Source organism: Bacillus sp. AP8 (assembly GCF_000321185.1).
GTDB classification, from domain to species: domain Bacteria; phylum Bacillota; class Bacilli; order Bacillales; family DSM-1321; genus Bacillus_AD; species Bacillus_AD massilioanorexius.
This window is the reverse complement of sequence record NZ_CAPG01000024.1, coordinates 1-14,517: the sequence shown is the minus strand read 5'-3', so window position 1 is coordinate 14,517 and position 14,517 is coordinate 1. Positions and strand designations below refer to the sequence as shown.

Annotated in this window: 15 protein-coding genes, 2 pseudogenes and 1 other annotated feature; of the genes and pseudogenes, 1 reads left to right on the top strand and 16 read right to left on the bottom strand. The window is 34.2% G+C overall.

Annotated elements, in window-relative coordinates:
- Nucleotides 1-118 precede the first annotated feature (118 nt).
- The 16 genes and pseudogenes from BN349_RS04420 to BN349_RS04360 form a co-directional block, all read right to left on the bottom strand.
- Complete coding sequence (locus BN349_RS04420; protein WP_019241067.1) at nucleotides 119-619, bottom strand: HugZ family pyridoxamine 5'-phosphate oxidase; 501 nt, start codon at nucleotides 617-619, stop codon at nucleotides 119-121.
- Complete coding sequence (locus BN349_RS04415) at nucleotides 616-1,425, bottom strand: ABC transporter ATP-binding protein (RefSeq protein WP_034293605.1); 810 nt, start codon at nucleotides 1,423-1,425, stop codon at nucleotides 616-618. The genes BN349_RS04420 and BN349_RS04415 overlap by 4 nt, the downstream gene beginning before the upstream one ends.
- A gap of 1 nt (nucleotide 1,426) precedes the next feature.
- The gene (locus BN349_RS04410; RefSeq protein ID WP_019241065.1) at nucleotides 1,427-2,413 is read right to left on the bottom strand and encodes a FecCD family ABC transporter permease; all 987 of its coding nucleotides are present in this window, start codon (nucleotides 2,411-2,413) and stop codon (nucleotides 1,427-1,429) included.
- 27 nt (nucleotides 2,414-2,440) lie between these two features.
- On the bottom strand, nucleotides 2,441-3,427 hold the full coding sequence (locus BN349_RS04405; RefSeq protein ID WP_019241064.1) for an ABC transporter substrate-binding protein: 987 nt from the start codon (nucleotides 3,425-3,427) through the stop codon (nucleotides 2,441-2,443).
- Nucleotides 3,428-3,684: 257 nt separating this feature from the next.
- A pseudogene (locus BN349_RS26725) lies at nucleotides 3,685-3,912 on the bottom strand (cyclic-phosphate processing receiver domain-containing protein).
- Nucleotides 3,893-4,033 carry a hypothetical protein gene (locus BN349_RS26595; protein ID WP_246147102.1) on the bottom strand — a complete coding sequence of 47 codons (141 nt, stop codon included), beginning with the start codon at nucleotides 4,031-4,033 and terminating at the stop codon, nucleotides 3,893-3,895. Before BN349_RS26595 ends, BN349_RS26725 begins: the two are co-directional and overlap by 20 nt.
- A gap of 21 nt (nucleotides 4,034-4,054) precedes the next feature.
- The gene (locus BN349_RS04400; RefSeq protein WP_019241063.1) at nucleotides 4,055-4,987 is read right to left on the bottom strand and encodes a DUF7916 family protein; all 933 of its coding nucleotides are present in this window, start codon (nucleotides 4,985-4,987) and stop codon (nucleotides 4,055-4,057) included.
- Nucleotides 4,988-5,175: 188 nt separating this feature from the next.
- The gene (locus tag BN349_RS04395; RefSeq protein WP_157381016.1) at nucleotides 5,176-5,604 is read right to left on the bottom strand and encodes a hypothetical protein; all 429 of its coding nucleotides are present in this window, start codon (nucleotides 5,602-5,604) and stop codon (nucleotides 5,176-5,178) included.
- Nucleotides 5,605-5,683: 79 nt separating this feature from the next.
- Nucleotides 5,684-6,571, bottom strand: coding sequence for a TIGR01777 family oxidoreductase (locus BN349_RS04390; RefSeq protein WP_019241061.1), 888 nt, complete (start codon nucleotides 6,569-6,571; stop codon nucleotides 5,684-5,686).
- Nucleotides 6,572-6,818: 247 nt separating this feature from the next.
- Nucleotides 6,819-7,310, bottom strand: a complete 492-nt coding sequence (locus BN349_RS26845; protein WP_232423515.1) for a methyl-accepting chemotaxis protein — start codon at nucleotides 7,308-7,310, stop codon at nucleotides 6,819-6,821.
- Nucleotides 7,311-7,352: 42 nt separating this feature from the next.
- A pseudogene (locus BN349_RS26840) lies at nucleotides 7,353-7,748 on the bottom strand (PAS domain-containing protein); the annotation flags it as partial.
- 194 nt (nucleotides 7,749-7,942) lie between these two features.
- Complete coding sequence (locus tag BN349_RS04380; protein ID WP_019241059.1) at nucleotides 7,943-9,313, bottom strand: 2-isopropylmalate synthase; 1,371 nt, start codon at nucleotides 9,311-9,313, stop codon at nucleotides 7,943-7,945.
- A 200-nt stretch (nucleotides 9,314-9,513) separates the two neighbouring features.
- Nucleotides 9,514-9,756: a binding site (T-box leader), on the bottom strand.
- 149 nt (nucleotides 9,757-9,905) lie between these two features.
- Complete coding sequence (locus tag BN349_RS04375; protein WP_019241058.1) at nucleotides 9,906-10,718, bottom strand: ABC transporter permease; 813 nt, start codon at nucleotides 10,716-10,718, stop codon at nucleotides 9,906-9,908.
- Nucleotides 10,715-11,698: an ABC transporter ATP-binding protein gene (locus BN349_RS04370; protein ID WP_019241057.1), complete on the bottom strand. Its 984-nt coding sequence runs from the start codon at nucleotides 11,696-11,698 to the stop codon at nucleotides 10,715-10,717. The genes BN349_RS04375 and BN349_RS04370 overlap by 4 nt, the downstream gene beginning before the upstream one ends.
- A gap of 12 nt (nucleotides 11,699-11,710) precedes the next feature.
- On the bottom strand, nucleotides 11,711-12,520 hold the full coding sequence (locus BN349_RS04365; RefSeq protein ID WP_019241056.1) for an ABC transporter permease: 810 nt from the start codon (nucleotides 12,518-12,520) through the stop codon (nucleotides 11,711-11,713).
- A 93-nt stretch (nucleotides 12,521-12,613) separates the two neighbouring features.
- Nucleotides 12,614-13,636, bottom strand: coding sequence for an ArsR/SmtB family transcription factor (locus BN349_RS04360; RefSeq protein ID WP_019241055.1), 1,023 nt, complete (start codon nucleotides 13,634-13,636; stop codon nucleotides 12,614-12,616).
- Between the two features lie 474 nt (nucleotides 13,637-14,110).
- On the opposite strand from BN349_RS04360, the gene BN349_RS04350 reads away from it, so the two are divergent.
- Entirely contained in the window at nucleotides 14,111-14,449 is a 339-nt protein-coding gene (locus BN349_RS04350; protein WP_019241053.1) for a YjdF family protein, read from the top strand.
- Nucleotides 14,450-14,517 lie beyond the last annotated feature (68 nt).

Genomic DNA, 14,517 nt, shown 5'->3' with positions numbered 1-14,517 from the left:
GAAATGTGGTTTTCATATAGCTTTCCTTTTTTATGAGGAGTTTTTCTAAAAACATTGAAAAATCATATATGATTCATACGAATAGAATAATTAGGAAACAAAGTAGTCTAATAAACTATTATTTATCTTTTTTCTCTCTAACAACATGATGGAACTTCTCTCCAGGTAAATCAATATCAAACGCTAAGCCAAAACCAACGACATATCTACCTTCTATAGGAGTAAGCTCAAATAAAGATAAATCTAAACCTCGTAATACCCCCATCATCGGTGCTCCATGAATCTCTTCAAACTTATCAAAGATTTCTTCATAACCATCATTCCCAATATTAGTAGTTGTACATTGAAAACGAGCTCGCTCACGAGCAAAAAGATTAGAAGCATCTTGTTCATCTGCTAGTAACATAACATGAATGACATCATTTTCTTCTATATAACTATAATGATCAGAAATTTTACTTATATAAATATAAAAATTTCCATCATGCTGAACAAATGGAGAGTAACTTATAAATGGATGACCATTTTGATCTTTGCTACTTATAACAATTGTTTTGCATTTATGAACGAACTGGTTATACTGCTCTCTCTTTTGATCGATATCTATTTGTTTTGTCATTTGTTTTCCTCCTCTAATCGCCTAATTTTCGATGAAATTCCAAATAAATGTATTCTTGGCTTACTATGCTGATAATGTGAGTCAATTTCACACTCCACTCCATATACATTACGAATCATTTCTTTTGTTAACACTTCATCTGGGGTACCATAGTTCTGAATCGTTCCCTTTGATAAGACACATATTTTATCACTATAGATACTTGCTTGATTTAAATCATGCGAAACCATAACAACAGTCATTTTTAACTCTTGATTAACAGAGTGGATTAATTCTAATAACTGCAATTGATGAGCAATATCTAAATATGTCGTTGGTTCATCAAGCAGTAATATTTTTGGCCTTTGTGCTAAGGACATAGCAATCCACGCACGTTGTGCTTCCCCACCAGAAAGAGAAGATACATTCCGCTTCTTTAATTTTGTTAATTCTGTCTTTTCAATCGCCCACTCAACAATGCGCAAATCTTCATCATTTGTTCGTTCATACCATTTTTTATGAGGTGTTCGACCATAATTCACTAAGTCTTCTACCGTTATATCTGTAGGTGATTCATTCGATTGAAATAACACACTCATCATTTGGGAAATCGTTTTACTTCTTAATGACTGCAAGTCTTTCCTATCTAAAAAGACCTTCCCTTTTTCGACAGGAATCAGTCTAGACATAGCTTTTAAAGCTGTTGATTTCCCAGAGCCATTTGGGCCGATAATAGAAATAATTTCTCCTTCTTCAACGTCCAAATGAAAATTGTCTAATATTTTTTTCTGCTCATAGCTAATATCTAATGATTGAGCTCTAAGCATATTAAATGTCACCCGCTCTCATTAAATATAGAAAATAGGGGCCTCCCACCACAGCCATTACAATACCTGCTGGAATATCTAGTGGCGAAAATAATGTTCGGCCAATTGTATCGGCTACCAGTAATACTAGTGCTCCTAAAATCAGACTCATTGGAATTAGGAGACGATAGTTTGATCCAACTAATAATCTGGACATATGAGGAACAATCAATCCAACAAAACCTAATAAACCAACAATAGATACAGATATCGCTGCTAAATAGACCGCAACAAAAGAAAGCATAATACGTATTTTATTTGTATTTTCTCCTAAATTAATGGCTACTTTTTCACCTAAATTCAAAATATTAGATGGTCGAATACAAAACAATGCCAACACCCAACCGATTACAGAATATGGAATAAGCATACCAACATCCCCCATACCCTTCCCTGATAGACTTCCATTTAACCATTGAAGTGCTGAAGGAAGACGATCACTATAAAGTATGGATAACAATCCTGTTATACCACCAAATACAGCATTAACAGCTACTCCAGAAAGAATTATTCTAATAGGGGAAATATTGTTTTTCTTCCACGCCAAAGCATAAACAAAAGTAACTGCTATCAGTCCACCTACAACAGCAGCAATCGGAATCCACTTCCCATGTTCAGGGAAAAGAAGCAAAATAAAAAGTACCGTTACCGCAGCTCCACTTGAAACGCCTGTTAAACCTGGATCTGCTAGTGGATTTCTCATAACAGCTTGAAGTAATGCACCTGATATTGCTAGGTTTGTTCCTACAATCACCGCAAGTAGAACTCTAGGGATTCGAATATCCCACACAATCGTTTCTGATAATGCTTGCCCAGATCCAAAAATTGTACTGAGTGTTTCCATTGGTGAAATAGCTACACTTCCTATGCCGATGGATACAATGAGGAAAGTTATTAATAGAACAAACGTTATACCTACACTGAATTTTCTCTTCAATTTTACTTCCATATCATTCAATCCTCATTTAATGTCAAATTACTTATATAAGATTTTATTTAATTGTTCTAAACCAGTTGTAGCTTTTTCGATAGAAGCATATCCAAATGTTTCATAGTCCAGAGCTTGAACTCGGTTTTCCTTAAAGGCAAGTAGTTTCTCCCATGCCCCATTCTTTTTTACCTCTGATTTAAATTGCTCTAATGCAGCTGTTGGATCACCGTGTGAGACAAGAAGAATTGCATCAGGATTTGCTACCACAACATCCTCCATATTTAAAGGAATATAAGCCTCTGTGGATTTAACAGCTTCACTTACTATATTCGTAGCACCTAACTTTTTAACTAAGCTACCGACATAAGTGGAATCACTCATTAGCATAAACGATTCACCAGAACCAAATAAAAGCATAACTTTTGGCGCACTTTTCCCTTTTATATCTTTAAGAATATCAGTTTCTTTTTCATTTAATTGAGAAAGATACTCTTTGGCTGCATCTTCTTTATGTAATGTTTTTCCTAATACTTGTAATGAAATTTTCAACTCTTCGTATGAATCTGTTGGAATATACGCTCTTGCAACTTTACTATTTTTGATTTTCTTCTCTAAACTTTCTTGAATTGATTCTGGACCGATGATAATGTCCGGATTAAGACTCGCAATTTTTTCCACATCAGGTTCTATCGTAGAACCAATTTGTGTAATTGTTTCAAATCCATCAGGTAGTTTATGCGTTGAAGTTGGTATACCGACAGGCTTCACATTTAAAATATGTAACATTTCAGCAATGGAGACAGATGTTGTCACAATAGAGTTCGGTTGTTCAGCAGGAAATTGCTTTAATAGTTCATTTATGTGTTCTGAATTTGCACTTGTATTTGTATGTTTCTCAGATTTAGAAGATTGGTGGCTATGCTCTGCAACTTTTTCTTCTTTAGTTGATGCTTGTTCTTCTTTATCTTCAGCACATCCTCCTAACACAAGTAGTGCTGAAAAAAGCACAGATCCATATAAACTTTTTTTCATTAAATAGTCCCCCGTTTGTATTAATTGATAATAATTATCATTATCAATTAAGAATATATCAGACAACTTAGATATTTACAACATTTTTTTCTAAATTAGGAATTTCACAGTAACGATCAGCTATTTTAATAGGTGCCTGTATAATTACACAAAAAAAGAGCGAAGAGAAATTCATCCCTTCAGCTCTTTCAAACGAAGACACCATTTTTTTACAATGACTTGAATAAAATGTTTACTTATTACCCGAATACTTATTGTCAGTAAGCGAATAATGATAAAGCCTTATTTCCTTTGAAATAAATCCTCTTTTTTTGTGCTCCTATTAAGGTTATATACATATTTTCGCGTCCAACTAGGTTATCCGTATGGATATAAATTTGATCCGGGTAATTATTATTTTCACAAAAATACTTCACGAAATCATAGCCTGTAGGAAGCAAGTGTCCTTACTCATCTTCACCTAAATCATGATCTAAAGAAAAAATATGAATATCGTTCTCCTCTAGCAGCTGGATTGCTTCTTAAAAACTTTTGGGAATCACAAATCCGTTTAGACAATCTCTTAAATCTTAAATCATCAACATAGACGTTAATCTTCTTTGGCATACTTGTTCTCCTTATCTCCCTTTATCTCAATGGAGAAGCGGCCATTCGAATGTATGTATGTCTTTTGCCACGAATCGCAATCGAAAGCGCTTGGATATTTTCTGGGATAGCCATACCTGAAAATCCAGAATCTCCAATATGCATGATATCTACACCAGCTCGCTTTGCACTTAATGCTATTTCGCGAATCGTATCCGAGTCGGCACCTTCTTGACTAGTTCCGATTGCCGCTAACGATAAAGCACCCTTACTTTTAATAAGCTGAACAGCTTCCGCCAGTGTTCTTTCACGAATTCCTGGTACAGTACCTGGAGCTGGTAATAAAATCACATCAGCTCCTGCTTCAACGAATCGTTCCAATGCTGGTAAATCTAACATATTACCTACTGTCCCAGAACTATGCATTTTACCCGCTATAATTAAACCTTGAAAATGCTTTGATGCAAGAGTAATGGCTTCTTCAATTCTTTCATTTGTAACACCTGTCTTGGGATTGCCTGTTAAGCAAACAAAGTCACAGCCAAGTTCTTGAGCTCTCTCTAACGATCTTGGAGTAGCGGTTCGTCCCTCAGGTAATGTATATAATGACTCTAGAGCTTCTGCTTTTTGATCTACTGGTTCAAGATTTATGCCAACTGGTAAACCAGTTAGCTTCTTTATTGTCATGATTATATTTTCATCAGTCTTATGTTCTTTATCAGTTGGATGCAAAATATTGTACGATTGTACGCCTTTAACACTAGGATTGAACACATCAAAAATATTTAATAGCACCATATCTGCTCCGAAAGCTTTCATCATTTCTGGATTCGAAACCTCTGAAAAAAGTGGCTGTGAACTAGCAATTGTTTCTGCCAACACAGTTCTCCCTTCTGAAGCCAAAATTGATTGTTTTAATACTGCTTTTTCCATATTACGAAAATCTGATGCTCGGCAATCTAATATTCTTTTCATAAACTACACCTTCCTATAAAGTAAATCTTTAACATACAGGCTTTCCAAAGTCCTCCGAAAATGATTTCGCTGCCTATCAAGATCCTTATCGTCTCTTTTCCGAAAATTCCCCCTCGATTTCCCACAAAAAGCTGCGATTATTTTTAATCTTTGAACAATAATCTATCAAAAATTTTCGAGTTAAAAAATCAAAAAAAAATTCTCTTAAGTGAACGAATGAAAGGACCTAAAAATACTAAAATTGAAAAAAGGATATTACTTTTTAATATAGCTAGCCAAAATTTTTCTCCTTTTTTCAATTGTAAAAATAACAGAAAAATCGATGTAATTCCAGCTATAAATAGTGAACACATATAGAACTTTTGTCGATTCGCTTCAAATACAAGTTCATCACCCTTCCATTCATCGCTCTTACAAAACGATATAGTTGAGTTATCATCTTCCATTCTTACTGCTAGATTAAAGTTTTTATTAATAATATAGTTTTCTTGTTTTAATGCAATTTCATATCCATTGGGTATGAAAACTACTTTATACACGGCAAAATAAGAGACAAAGCTTGTTATAAATATATAAATAAAGACATACTTATATTTTGTGATTATCGATTCTTTCATAGACTGCTGATCCATTTACTATAATGTAAGTAACCCTCTTACACAGGAGAGAAAATCCCGTATATCAGCGGTAAGTAATCTATTCACTAAGAATATTTTGAAAGGTTTGATCTATTGTTTTAAATGTAAAGACATATCCTTCTCGTTCCAATCTTTCTGGTACTATCCAGCGACTTTTTAATACTAGTTCTGTTTCCGTTTTAATGAAAACTGCACCTAATTCAAGCATCCATTTAGGTGATGGCAAACCAATAGGAACTTTCATTTTTTTTCGTAATACGGACATTAATTCACGATTACTAACTGGATTAGGTGAAGAACAATTAAAAATTCCACATAATTCTTTTCGTTCATTTAAGAAAAGAATGATTTTAAATAGGTCTTCTATATGAATCCAACTAAACATCTGCTTTCCTGTCCCTTGAACACCACCAAGACCAAACCTTGCTAGATTTTTATAAGGCGTCATAACCCCTCCACCCTTACCTAAAACTATCGCAATACGTAGGGCAATTTGTCTCGTATTTGGTAAATCAAAATCAAAAAATGTTTTTTCCCATTGTTTCGCGACATCTACTGAAAAGCCTGAACCTATTTCTTCCCTTTCTTCAGTCATTGGTCTATCCTCAGCATGACGATAAATCGTTGCTGTACTAGAATTAATCCATAAGGAGGGTGGTTTATGACACGCTAAAATTGATTCTCCTAAAATAGTAGTTGTTCTTTTTCTAGAATTCATGATTTCGTTTTTATTCCGCTCGTTATATCGACAATTCACAGATTTTCCAGCCAAATTGATTAATAGCTCTGACCCTTCTAACACTTCTATAATGCTCGCTTGGTCCTCCCAAGAAATATGTTGAGGTTGTCTGGAAATCATTTTCACCTCATAACCAAGTTTAGAAAAATGTTCTGCAAAGTATGTTCCAATAAAACCTGTTCCTCCGGCCAAAACAACTCGTTTCATAACAAAACTCCTTTCATGATAGGAATTACATTGTTACTTTACATTTCTTCACAAATTATATAAAATCCTCTAATTATTCCTTTTTATATAATTTGGAGTAAGGTGTATTAAATTTGGTTCACACGAAAGCAATGCAACTAAAAAAGGACCTTTAATGGCCCTTTTTTGTGTCTTCGCATTCATTTTTTATGAAAAAACTATAGAAATGCTCATCATGTAACAAGACATTCCTATAAAAAAGATATTCCTATAAAATATCCTTAAACTCTCTGGCTTGTAAATCTAATTGACGTGCTGCCGTTCCAATTTCATTAAATTCTCCCATAGCCTGTTCAATGAGTTTCTGGCTATTTGTTATACCTATTTGAGATCTATTCGTCACATCACCAATTTTTTTGATTTCACCCGTAATACCTTCAATATGTGAGTTTACTTCTTGGATAGACTCTTGAACACGAGTTGCCAGCTTTCGAACCTCACCTGCAACAACATTGAATCCTCTCCCATGTTCACCTGCGTGGGCTGCTTCAATTGCTGCATTAATAGCTAATAAATTCGTACGTGCCGCAATTTCACGTATCGTTTTAGTTATATCACCTATGGAATCCGCCTGTTTCTTTAAAGACTCTAGTATTTCCATATTTTCTTTTGATTCAGCCACGAGCTTTTGAGTTGAAGAGGCTATCTCTTCATTTCTTTCAATTCCTTCTTCTGCTCTATTACGTAAATCTAGAGCCATCTTATGTAGACTAGTAGCAACCTCTACCGTACTATTCTCTCTTTTCGTAATATCCGTGGCTATTTTAATAACCGCTATTACATTTCCTTTCTCATCTTTAACAGGAGAATAAGTAGCTTCTAACCAAATCAAGTTTCCAGACTTTGTTACACGTTGAATTTTTTCTTGAAAACTTCTACCACTTCTTAAATTCCTCCAAAAATCTTCATAATGTCTACTATTAACAAACTCATCAGTACAAAATTGTTTATGTAAAAGATTTGGCATTTCAGATACTTCATAGCCTATTGTTTTTGCAAAATTTTCATTTGCCCACAGAACTTTTCCATGAGGATCAAATTCAATCATTGCCAAGGATTTTTCAATCGACGCCAAAACATCTTGTTGATTTAATACTTGTGTACTTTCAGAGAATTTGCTGTCTCTATTCGTGTGCATGTTCATTCTCCTTTACTTATAATTTAAACAAGTACGCTTTACCTACTATTTAAAATTCTACACGAATATGCTGATTATTCCTATAATAATGAATCTGAAAGACTAATAATATTTACTATTATCAAAAACAAAATGAATCCTTAACTATTAATAGAGTTTAGGATTCATGCATATACTAGGATATTCACTTGGATTTAATTAACTGGAATTAAATTCTCTACAATGATACTATTCATAGCGTTAATATATGCTAAAGCACTTGCTTTAATCACATCGGTATCAGTTGCTTTCGCCATATATGTTTCGCCTTTGAATTCTACCTGGAGCCTCACTTTACCTAAGGCTTCTTTTCCTCGAGAAACACTACTAATTTTATATTCTAACAATGTAACATCAAGGTCAATAACATCCTTAATAGCAGAATATAATGCATCAATTGGTCCTGAACCAGTATTACTACTATTATATATTTGATCACCTTTTTTAATCTTTACACTTGCCGAAGGGAAAGTTGTGTTACTAATGACTTGTAGATCCATTAATTCATAAAATTGGTCACTATAATGTGTCATGTTTTCATTTTTTTCATCTAATCCAACCTCTGTCGGACTAATTATTTCATAAGCATCTCTTGATTTCAATAATCCATCTTGATGAATACCAGACGAATGAGCAAAGGCATTCTCACCCGTTATTGCTTTATTTACCTGAACCTCAAGACCCATTAATCCACTGACAAGCTTAGATGTATTCATGATTTCCTTATTCTTTATATTTGTATAAGCATGATAGAACGAAGATCGAATATGCATGGCCATCACTACTTCTTCTAATGATGCATTTCCAGCACGCTCTCCTATTCCATTAATTGTACACTCTACCTTATCTGCACCATTTTTAATAGCCGCTAACGTATTTGCAGTTGCCAACCCAAGATCGTTATGGCAATGAACACTAAGTAGCACTTTGTCATTAAGATTTTTCAACCGATCATTCAACTTATAAACTAACTCCCCAAACTCTTCTGGAACAGCAAACCCAACTGTATCAGGAACGTTAATTATCGTTGCACCTGCCTTAACAACAGCTTCAATCGTTGACCATAAGTATTCGAAGTCTGATCGAGACGCATCTTCAGTCGAGTATTGAACTTCTGGTAGCATTGATTTTGCATACTTAACAGCTTCTACGCCTATATCCATAATTTGATTTTTCGATTTACCAAATTTCTTTTCAACATGTATATCTGATGTGCCAAGCACAATGTGTACGAACGGATTCTCGGCATATTTTATACTATTATATACTGCATCAATATCTTCCTTAACGGCACGTGCCAATGCTGTAATCATAATATCACCTGTATTTCCAACTTTCATAGCGATTTCTTTAACTGCTTGAAAATCTCCAGCTGATGAAGCAGGAAAGCCCGCTTCAATCATATCTACTTGAAGCTTTTTTAATTGATGCGCTACTTCTAATTTTTCATACAGGTTCAGTTTCGCACCCGGAACCTGTTCACCATCACGTAAAGTCGTATCAAACACCCATATTTTTCTTGACATATCAGATAACACTCCTTTTCAATTTATATATTGGAAAAGCTACTGTACAAAGTGTACGACAGCTTAACAACCACCGATTTCAAAATAAGCGCTAGACAAGACTATTATGAATAAGAACATGAACAGTGGATCTAACCATGTTTTATCTCAACAAGTTTTACTTTTCAGTTCACGAAAAAAAGCCTCGTCTCTATAGAAACTATAGAGACGAGACTGTGCTCGCGGTACCACTCTAATTGATTAATAAAATACATATTAACCCACTCATTTTCAGTGGCTAACACCACCTATCCATATAACGGTAGAATACCGACATCCCTTACTATTCCTTCAGGGAGTAGCTCTCGGACGAGTTCAAAGGGTAATAACTACCGATTCCCACCAACCATCGGCTCTCTGAAAAGCTTATCATACCTCTTACTATTTCCAATCTTTGCCTATTTGTTATTTAATTAATAGAAATTCTAACTCTTTTCACACATAAGGTCAAGAATATTTTGAAAAATCGTTTTTTCATTTTACATACAATGGTTAATAAAAGCCTCAATCGTGATTCCAAGAAATCGAATAGGATTTTCTTCGTATTATCCAATCAAAACAATACCATATTCCCTGTTTTTTTCGCATGTTGCTCTGCTTTCTTTAACAATACATAAGAAACCAAAAGTAAACTCGCTAATATAGCAGCTAACAAAACAAATTGATTGATTAATTGAAATATAGATTTACCATCAAGAACGAGTCCACGAATAATATTTAAAACATATGTTAATGGAAAAATCATAGCTAAAGCTTTCCCCCATAATGGTAGTGCTAAAATGGGTAATCGCACACCAGCAAAGAATTGCATTGGTTCTTCTAAAATGGTAAATAAAATCGATGCATCTCTTGAAAATAAGAAGACAATATTTAAAAAGCAACCCCAAACTACTGCAGAAAAAGATAATACAAAAATGGCAATCGGTACATATTGCCAATGCAATAATCCTGCCTGACCAGAGAGTATAATAACCAAAAGTGTAAAGACCGAGAACAACCAAACCGCTTCTAGTAAATTACCTGCAGCTCGAGATAACATCATCGTAAATTTATGAACAGGAGTAAGAAAAATCATCTCCAATGTACCAGCTTGTCGTTCATAAGCCATTTGCCATGCTGATTGAACTAAACTCCAAAAAAACGTATATGCCAGATATCCCATTAACAGAAACAATACTATTTGATCAACATTAACATACTTACTAATCGGACTTGTGCTTGATAAATCGAATGGTTTAAAAGAATAATAAGCTGTAAGAAATAGAATGGCTGGCCATATGAGCATAGAAAAATATATCATTTTATTATGAAAATGATGCTGATGACTTTTTGCCATTTCTGCAATAAACACCCTCCATAAATTCATGCTGATTTCTCCTTTGCCAAAGCTAAAATAGCATCCTCTAGTTTAGGACGTTTTAGTTCAAGCCGAAAGATATGAACATTTTCATTCATACAAAATGATAAAATTTTTGTTGTTGGATCGAAGGGTGCTCGTATATTCAATGTATATCCATTATCATTTTCCAAGCATGTAACAAGAGCACCTAGCTGTAAAAAAACATTAGTTAATCGGATCAGTTTCTCTTTTGGAAATGTTTCGACATCGACATCTAAAAAATGTTCCTTCACTATATTCGTTACTATATTGGTCGGTGTATCATGTAGGACTAATTTTCCTTTATCAATTATATATACTCGGTCACATAATTCTTCAACTTCTTCTAAATAATGACTTGTTAATAGCACTCCTTTTTTCTCTGTTTTCACTAATTGTTTAACCAATTCTCTTAATTGCTTTGCTACAGGAACATCAAGCCCAAGAGTTGGCTCATCCAAAAATAAATAAGTCGGATTATTAATCATTCCTCTCGCAATTTGCAGACGCTGCTTCATCCCTTTTGAATATCGCTCCACAGGAGTATTAGCAGCAGCCGTTAAACCAACTTGTTCAAGAAGCTTGGTAATCCTAGTTTCTAATTCTACACCCGACAATCCATAGAGTTTCCCAAAATAACGTAGATTTTCACGAGCAGTTAAACGCCAATAAAGCATTCTTTCTCCACCTGCTATCATGTTAACTCTACTTTTTATTTGAATAGCATCCTTTTCAATATCATGTCCGTCAACAGTGATCGTACCGGAAGTAGGACTTAACAGTGTAGAAAGCATTTTAATTGTAGTCGTTTTTCCAGCTCCATTTAGACCTAATAAACCAACAATTTCACCTTTCTCAATTGTTAAATCAAGGCCCGCCACTGCTTCTAGAACTTGTTTTTCTCGTTTCATAAAGCCAACTTTCTTTTTTAATATATACGTTTTTTTTATTCCAGTTGCTTGAATCAAACTAGTCCCCTCCTAGCCAAAATGTTTTTCTAAAACAACCTTTTCCATTCTTTTGATAAAAAATGAACCAATAGGAAAATATATGATTGCTAATAGCATCATACTTCGAAGTTGGATAGTAATATCAGCCAAATTAGCTCCATCAATCCAAGACATACGAATGGCATCTACGCCATAAGTTAACGGCATAATATGACTAATCAACATCGCCCAATGCGGCAAATATTCTGCTGGAAATGTGACACTGCAAACAAGCCCCATAACCGCAAATAATGTATTTTGTGTGAGATATGTATCTCTGAAATATAGCATCAACGTGCCTAACACAAGAGCCTGTGCATAAGTTGAAATAATTAAAACAAATAAAGAAATACAGAATGAACTATAATTTACTTGCTTTATATGAAGACCAAACAAAAAGCCCACTACAGCTATAGCAGAAAATTCTAATAGAACCCGGATCATTCCTTGCGAAAGAGTTCCTAAAAAATATCCATTACGAGAGGATGGTGTCAAAAGCAAAGACTCTAAAGTGCCTTCTCTTAATTCAGTAATGATAGCTCTTGAAACAATCATCAATAAGGAAACCGAAAAAGAAAAAAGCATTCCTCCCAAAACAACGTATGAAAGATAGTCTTCTGTACCTGCTGATATTGAAAATTTAGAATCCAAGCTTTTCTTGAAAACAAAATGATAGGTAAGAAAAGCAAAAATAATAATATAGACACCACTCAATATATGTCCAATAAAAAATGACCATGGATACGCACGTCTCAGCACGATAAAATCACGCTGAAAAGTTGCTAAAAAGGCTTGTCTCAAAAGATTATTCCCCCTTTTCTTCGATAACAATAACTTGTACCTACAAAGAATCTAGTACTTTTCTCAATGAAAATCCCACTGATAAATTAGTTATTATTTATTTTTTAATGCTGGTTCGTCAAAGAATTGGTCTAAATCTACTCGAAGCTGATTCAACGCATAAGAATTTGCCTGATAAAAGACAAAGTGTCCCCTTCTTTGTGAAGTGATTAATCCAGATTTTTCCAATACTTTTAAGTGTGCTGATATAGTAGCCTTCGCTAAATCTGTCACCTCTGTTAATTGCTGTGTACAATATGGGTGATATAAAAGCTTTCGAAGAATAATTATTCTTTTCTCGTCAGCCAAAGCCTTTAATACCTTCATTAAATCCATTGGAACTTCCTCATCAGAAATTCGTTCGTTTGGAAATGATACATGTAAATACACAATTAAATGCGGTAATTCCAATCCTACAAGTAAATGTGGAGCAACAAAGGTTGATGGATAAATTGTAAGTGTAGTAAATTCCTCATATTTGTACATCCATGTTTCTGCTTTATAGAATTTCACACAATCGTTCTCTACTTTAAATCTTGGGTGAATAGAATCTAAGGCCTTCATTGGATGCTTCTGAAATTCTTCTTCTAGCTCAGAAACTGCTTTCTTTAACCAAGGCTCTATTCGAAATAACTCTCGTGCAAAAATCATTTCTACATAATCGTACAGACACTCACATAATTGCTTTTTTACTGAAGTTGTTTGAATAAAAACTTCCTGTTCTTCCCTAGAACGCTCTGACGGTACTGTGTCTTTCCTCTCACCTAGTAAAAATGAAATGAAAGCAGCATCTTCCATTAGTGCCAATCTTTCAATCGCTTCTTCAATATACTTTTCTTGAAATTGCAAATAATCATCAAGATCTAAAAAGTTCAGCCAGTCATTACTTACCCTTCCAAAATATATAAGTTGATTCACTAAAGTCTCTGGCAAAGAATTCATGACTTCCTCTGCCCACAATTGTCGGTCAAGATGATGAGCTGGGTTTTGTAACACATGTAAGCTAGCAATCATCTCGCGAAATGGTGAATAAATAATACGCGTACGTTTTTTTAACATTTTATTTGTATGGTCCATACATCTCTTCCTTTTGATTCGTTAATAAACGAATCAATTTTATAATTTTGCAAAATTATTCAGTATTTTAAGCTTCTGTCTGAAGATTGTCAAGTGATACTTTACATTTCATATGCTATTTCACATCAGAGAGCGATATCATTCAAAAAAGTAGAAAATGGTCATGATACAATGGGTGATAAAATAAGGAAGCTTAAAAATATGACCAGAACAAGGTTAGATATTTCACTTTACAAGCAACAAGAAGGCTTTTTTCTATGGACTTTTTATATCCAAGAAGAAAAAAAGCCCATAATGACAGCTGAGAATTGAAGTGAGGCGAGCAATTCTTGTGTAAACGATATATAATAAATGTAGAATGTAAAAACACAATTCGATTGGTAGTCCGAATGCATTCATAAATATATGAATGTCAGTAACCTTCCCCTCCTCGGGATGTCCGTCATTCGAATTTTTATAGAGGAGGGACCTATTATGAAACTTACCATTTATTTTGATGGTCAATTTTATATAGGACTTATCGAAACTATATCCGATCAACAATACAAGGTCTACCGCCATGTTTTCGGCAATGAGCCAAAAGATCAAGAAGTTCTTGATTTTGTCCATAATCGCTTGCTGTCATTATTACAAAAGCAAGAGCAAGAAGGAATTTCTATTCAATCTGAAATTCAGAAGAAAATAAATCCTAAAAGGTTGCAAAGAAGCGTATCAAAAGAATTACAGCAAACATCCATTTCAACAAAAGCACAAGAAGCTCTTAAGAAAGAATATGAACAGAAAAAAGCAAAGCTGAAACATAAAGGTAAATAAGATTGGTTTCAAAAAGAGGACATCTAATCAGATGTCCTCTTTCGTATTTACTGTTCTGTTTTTTCATT

Coding starts and splice junctions, on each gene's coding strand:
- BN349_RS04410 (WP_019241065.1), bottom strand. CDS start 2,413: ATGGAAGTAAAATTGAAGAGAAAATTCAGTGTAGGTATAACGTTTGTT.
- BN349_RS04350 (WP_019241053.1), top strand. CDS start 14,111: ATGAAACTTACCATTTATTTTGATGGTCAATTTTATATAGGACTTATC.
- BN349_RS04415 (WP_034293605.1), bottom strand. CDS start 1,425: ATGCTTAGAGCTCAATCATTAGATATTAGCTATGAGCAGAAAAAAATA.
- BN349_RS04420 (WP_019241067.1), bottom strand. CDS start 619: ATGACAAAACAAATAGATATCGATCAAAAGAGAGAGCAGTATAACCAG.
- BN349_RS26595 (WP_246147102.1), bottom strand. CDS start 4,033: ATGCCAAAGAAGATTAACGTCTATGTTGATGATTTAAGATTTAAGAGA.
- BN349_RS04395 (WP_157381016.1), bottom strand. CDS start 5,604: ATGAAAGAATCGATAATCACAAAATATAAGTATGTCTTTATTTATATA.
- BN349_RS04400 (WP_019241063.1), bottom strand. CDS start 4,987: ATGAAAAGAATATTAGATTGCCGAGCATCAGATTTTCGTAATATGGAA.
- BN349_RS04405 (WP_019241064.1), bottom strand. CDS start 3,427: ATGAAAAAAAGTTTATATGGATCTGTGCTTTTTTCAGCACTACTTGTG.
- BN349_RS04375 (WP_019241058.1), bottom strand. CDS start 10,718: ATGAATTTATGGAGGGTGTTTATTGCAGAAATGGCAAAAAGTCATCAG.
- BN349_RS04360 (WP_019241055.1), bottom strand. CDS start 13,636: ATGGACCATACAAATAAAATGTTAAAAAAACGTACGCGTATTATTTAT.
- BN349_RS26845 (WP_232423515.1), bottom strand. CDS start 7,310: ATGGCTCTAGATTTACGTAATAGAGCAGAAGAAGGAATTGAAAGAAAT.
- BN349_RS04380 (WP_019241059.1), bottom strand. CDS start 9,313: ATGTCAAGAAAAATATGGGTGTTTGATACGACTTTACGTGATGGTGAA.
- BN349_RS04390 (WP_019241061.1), bottom strand. CDS start 6,571: ATGAAACGAGTTGTTTTGGCCGGAGGAACAGGTTTTATTGGAACATAC.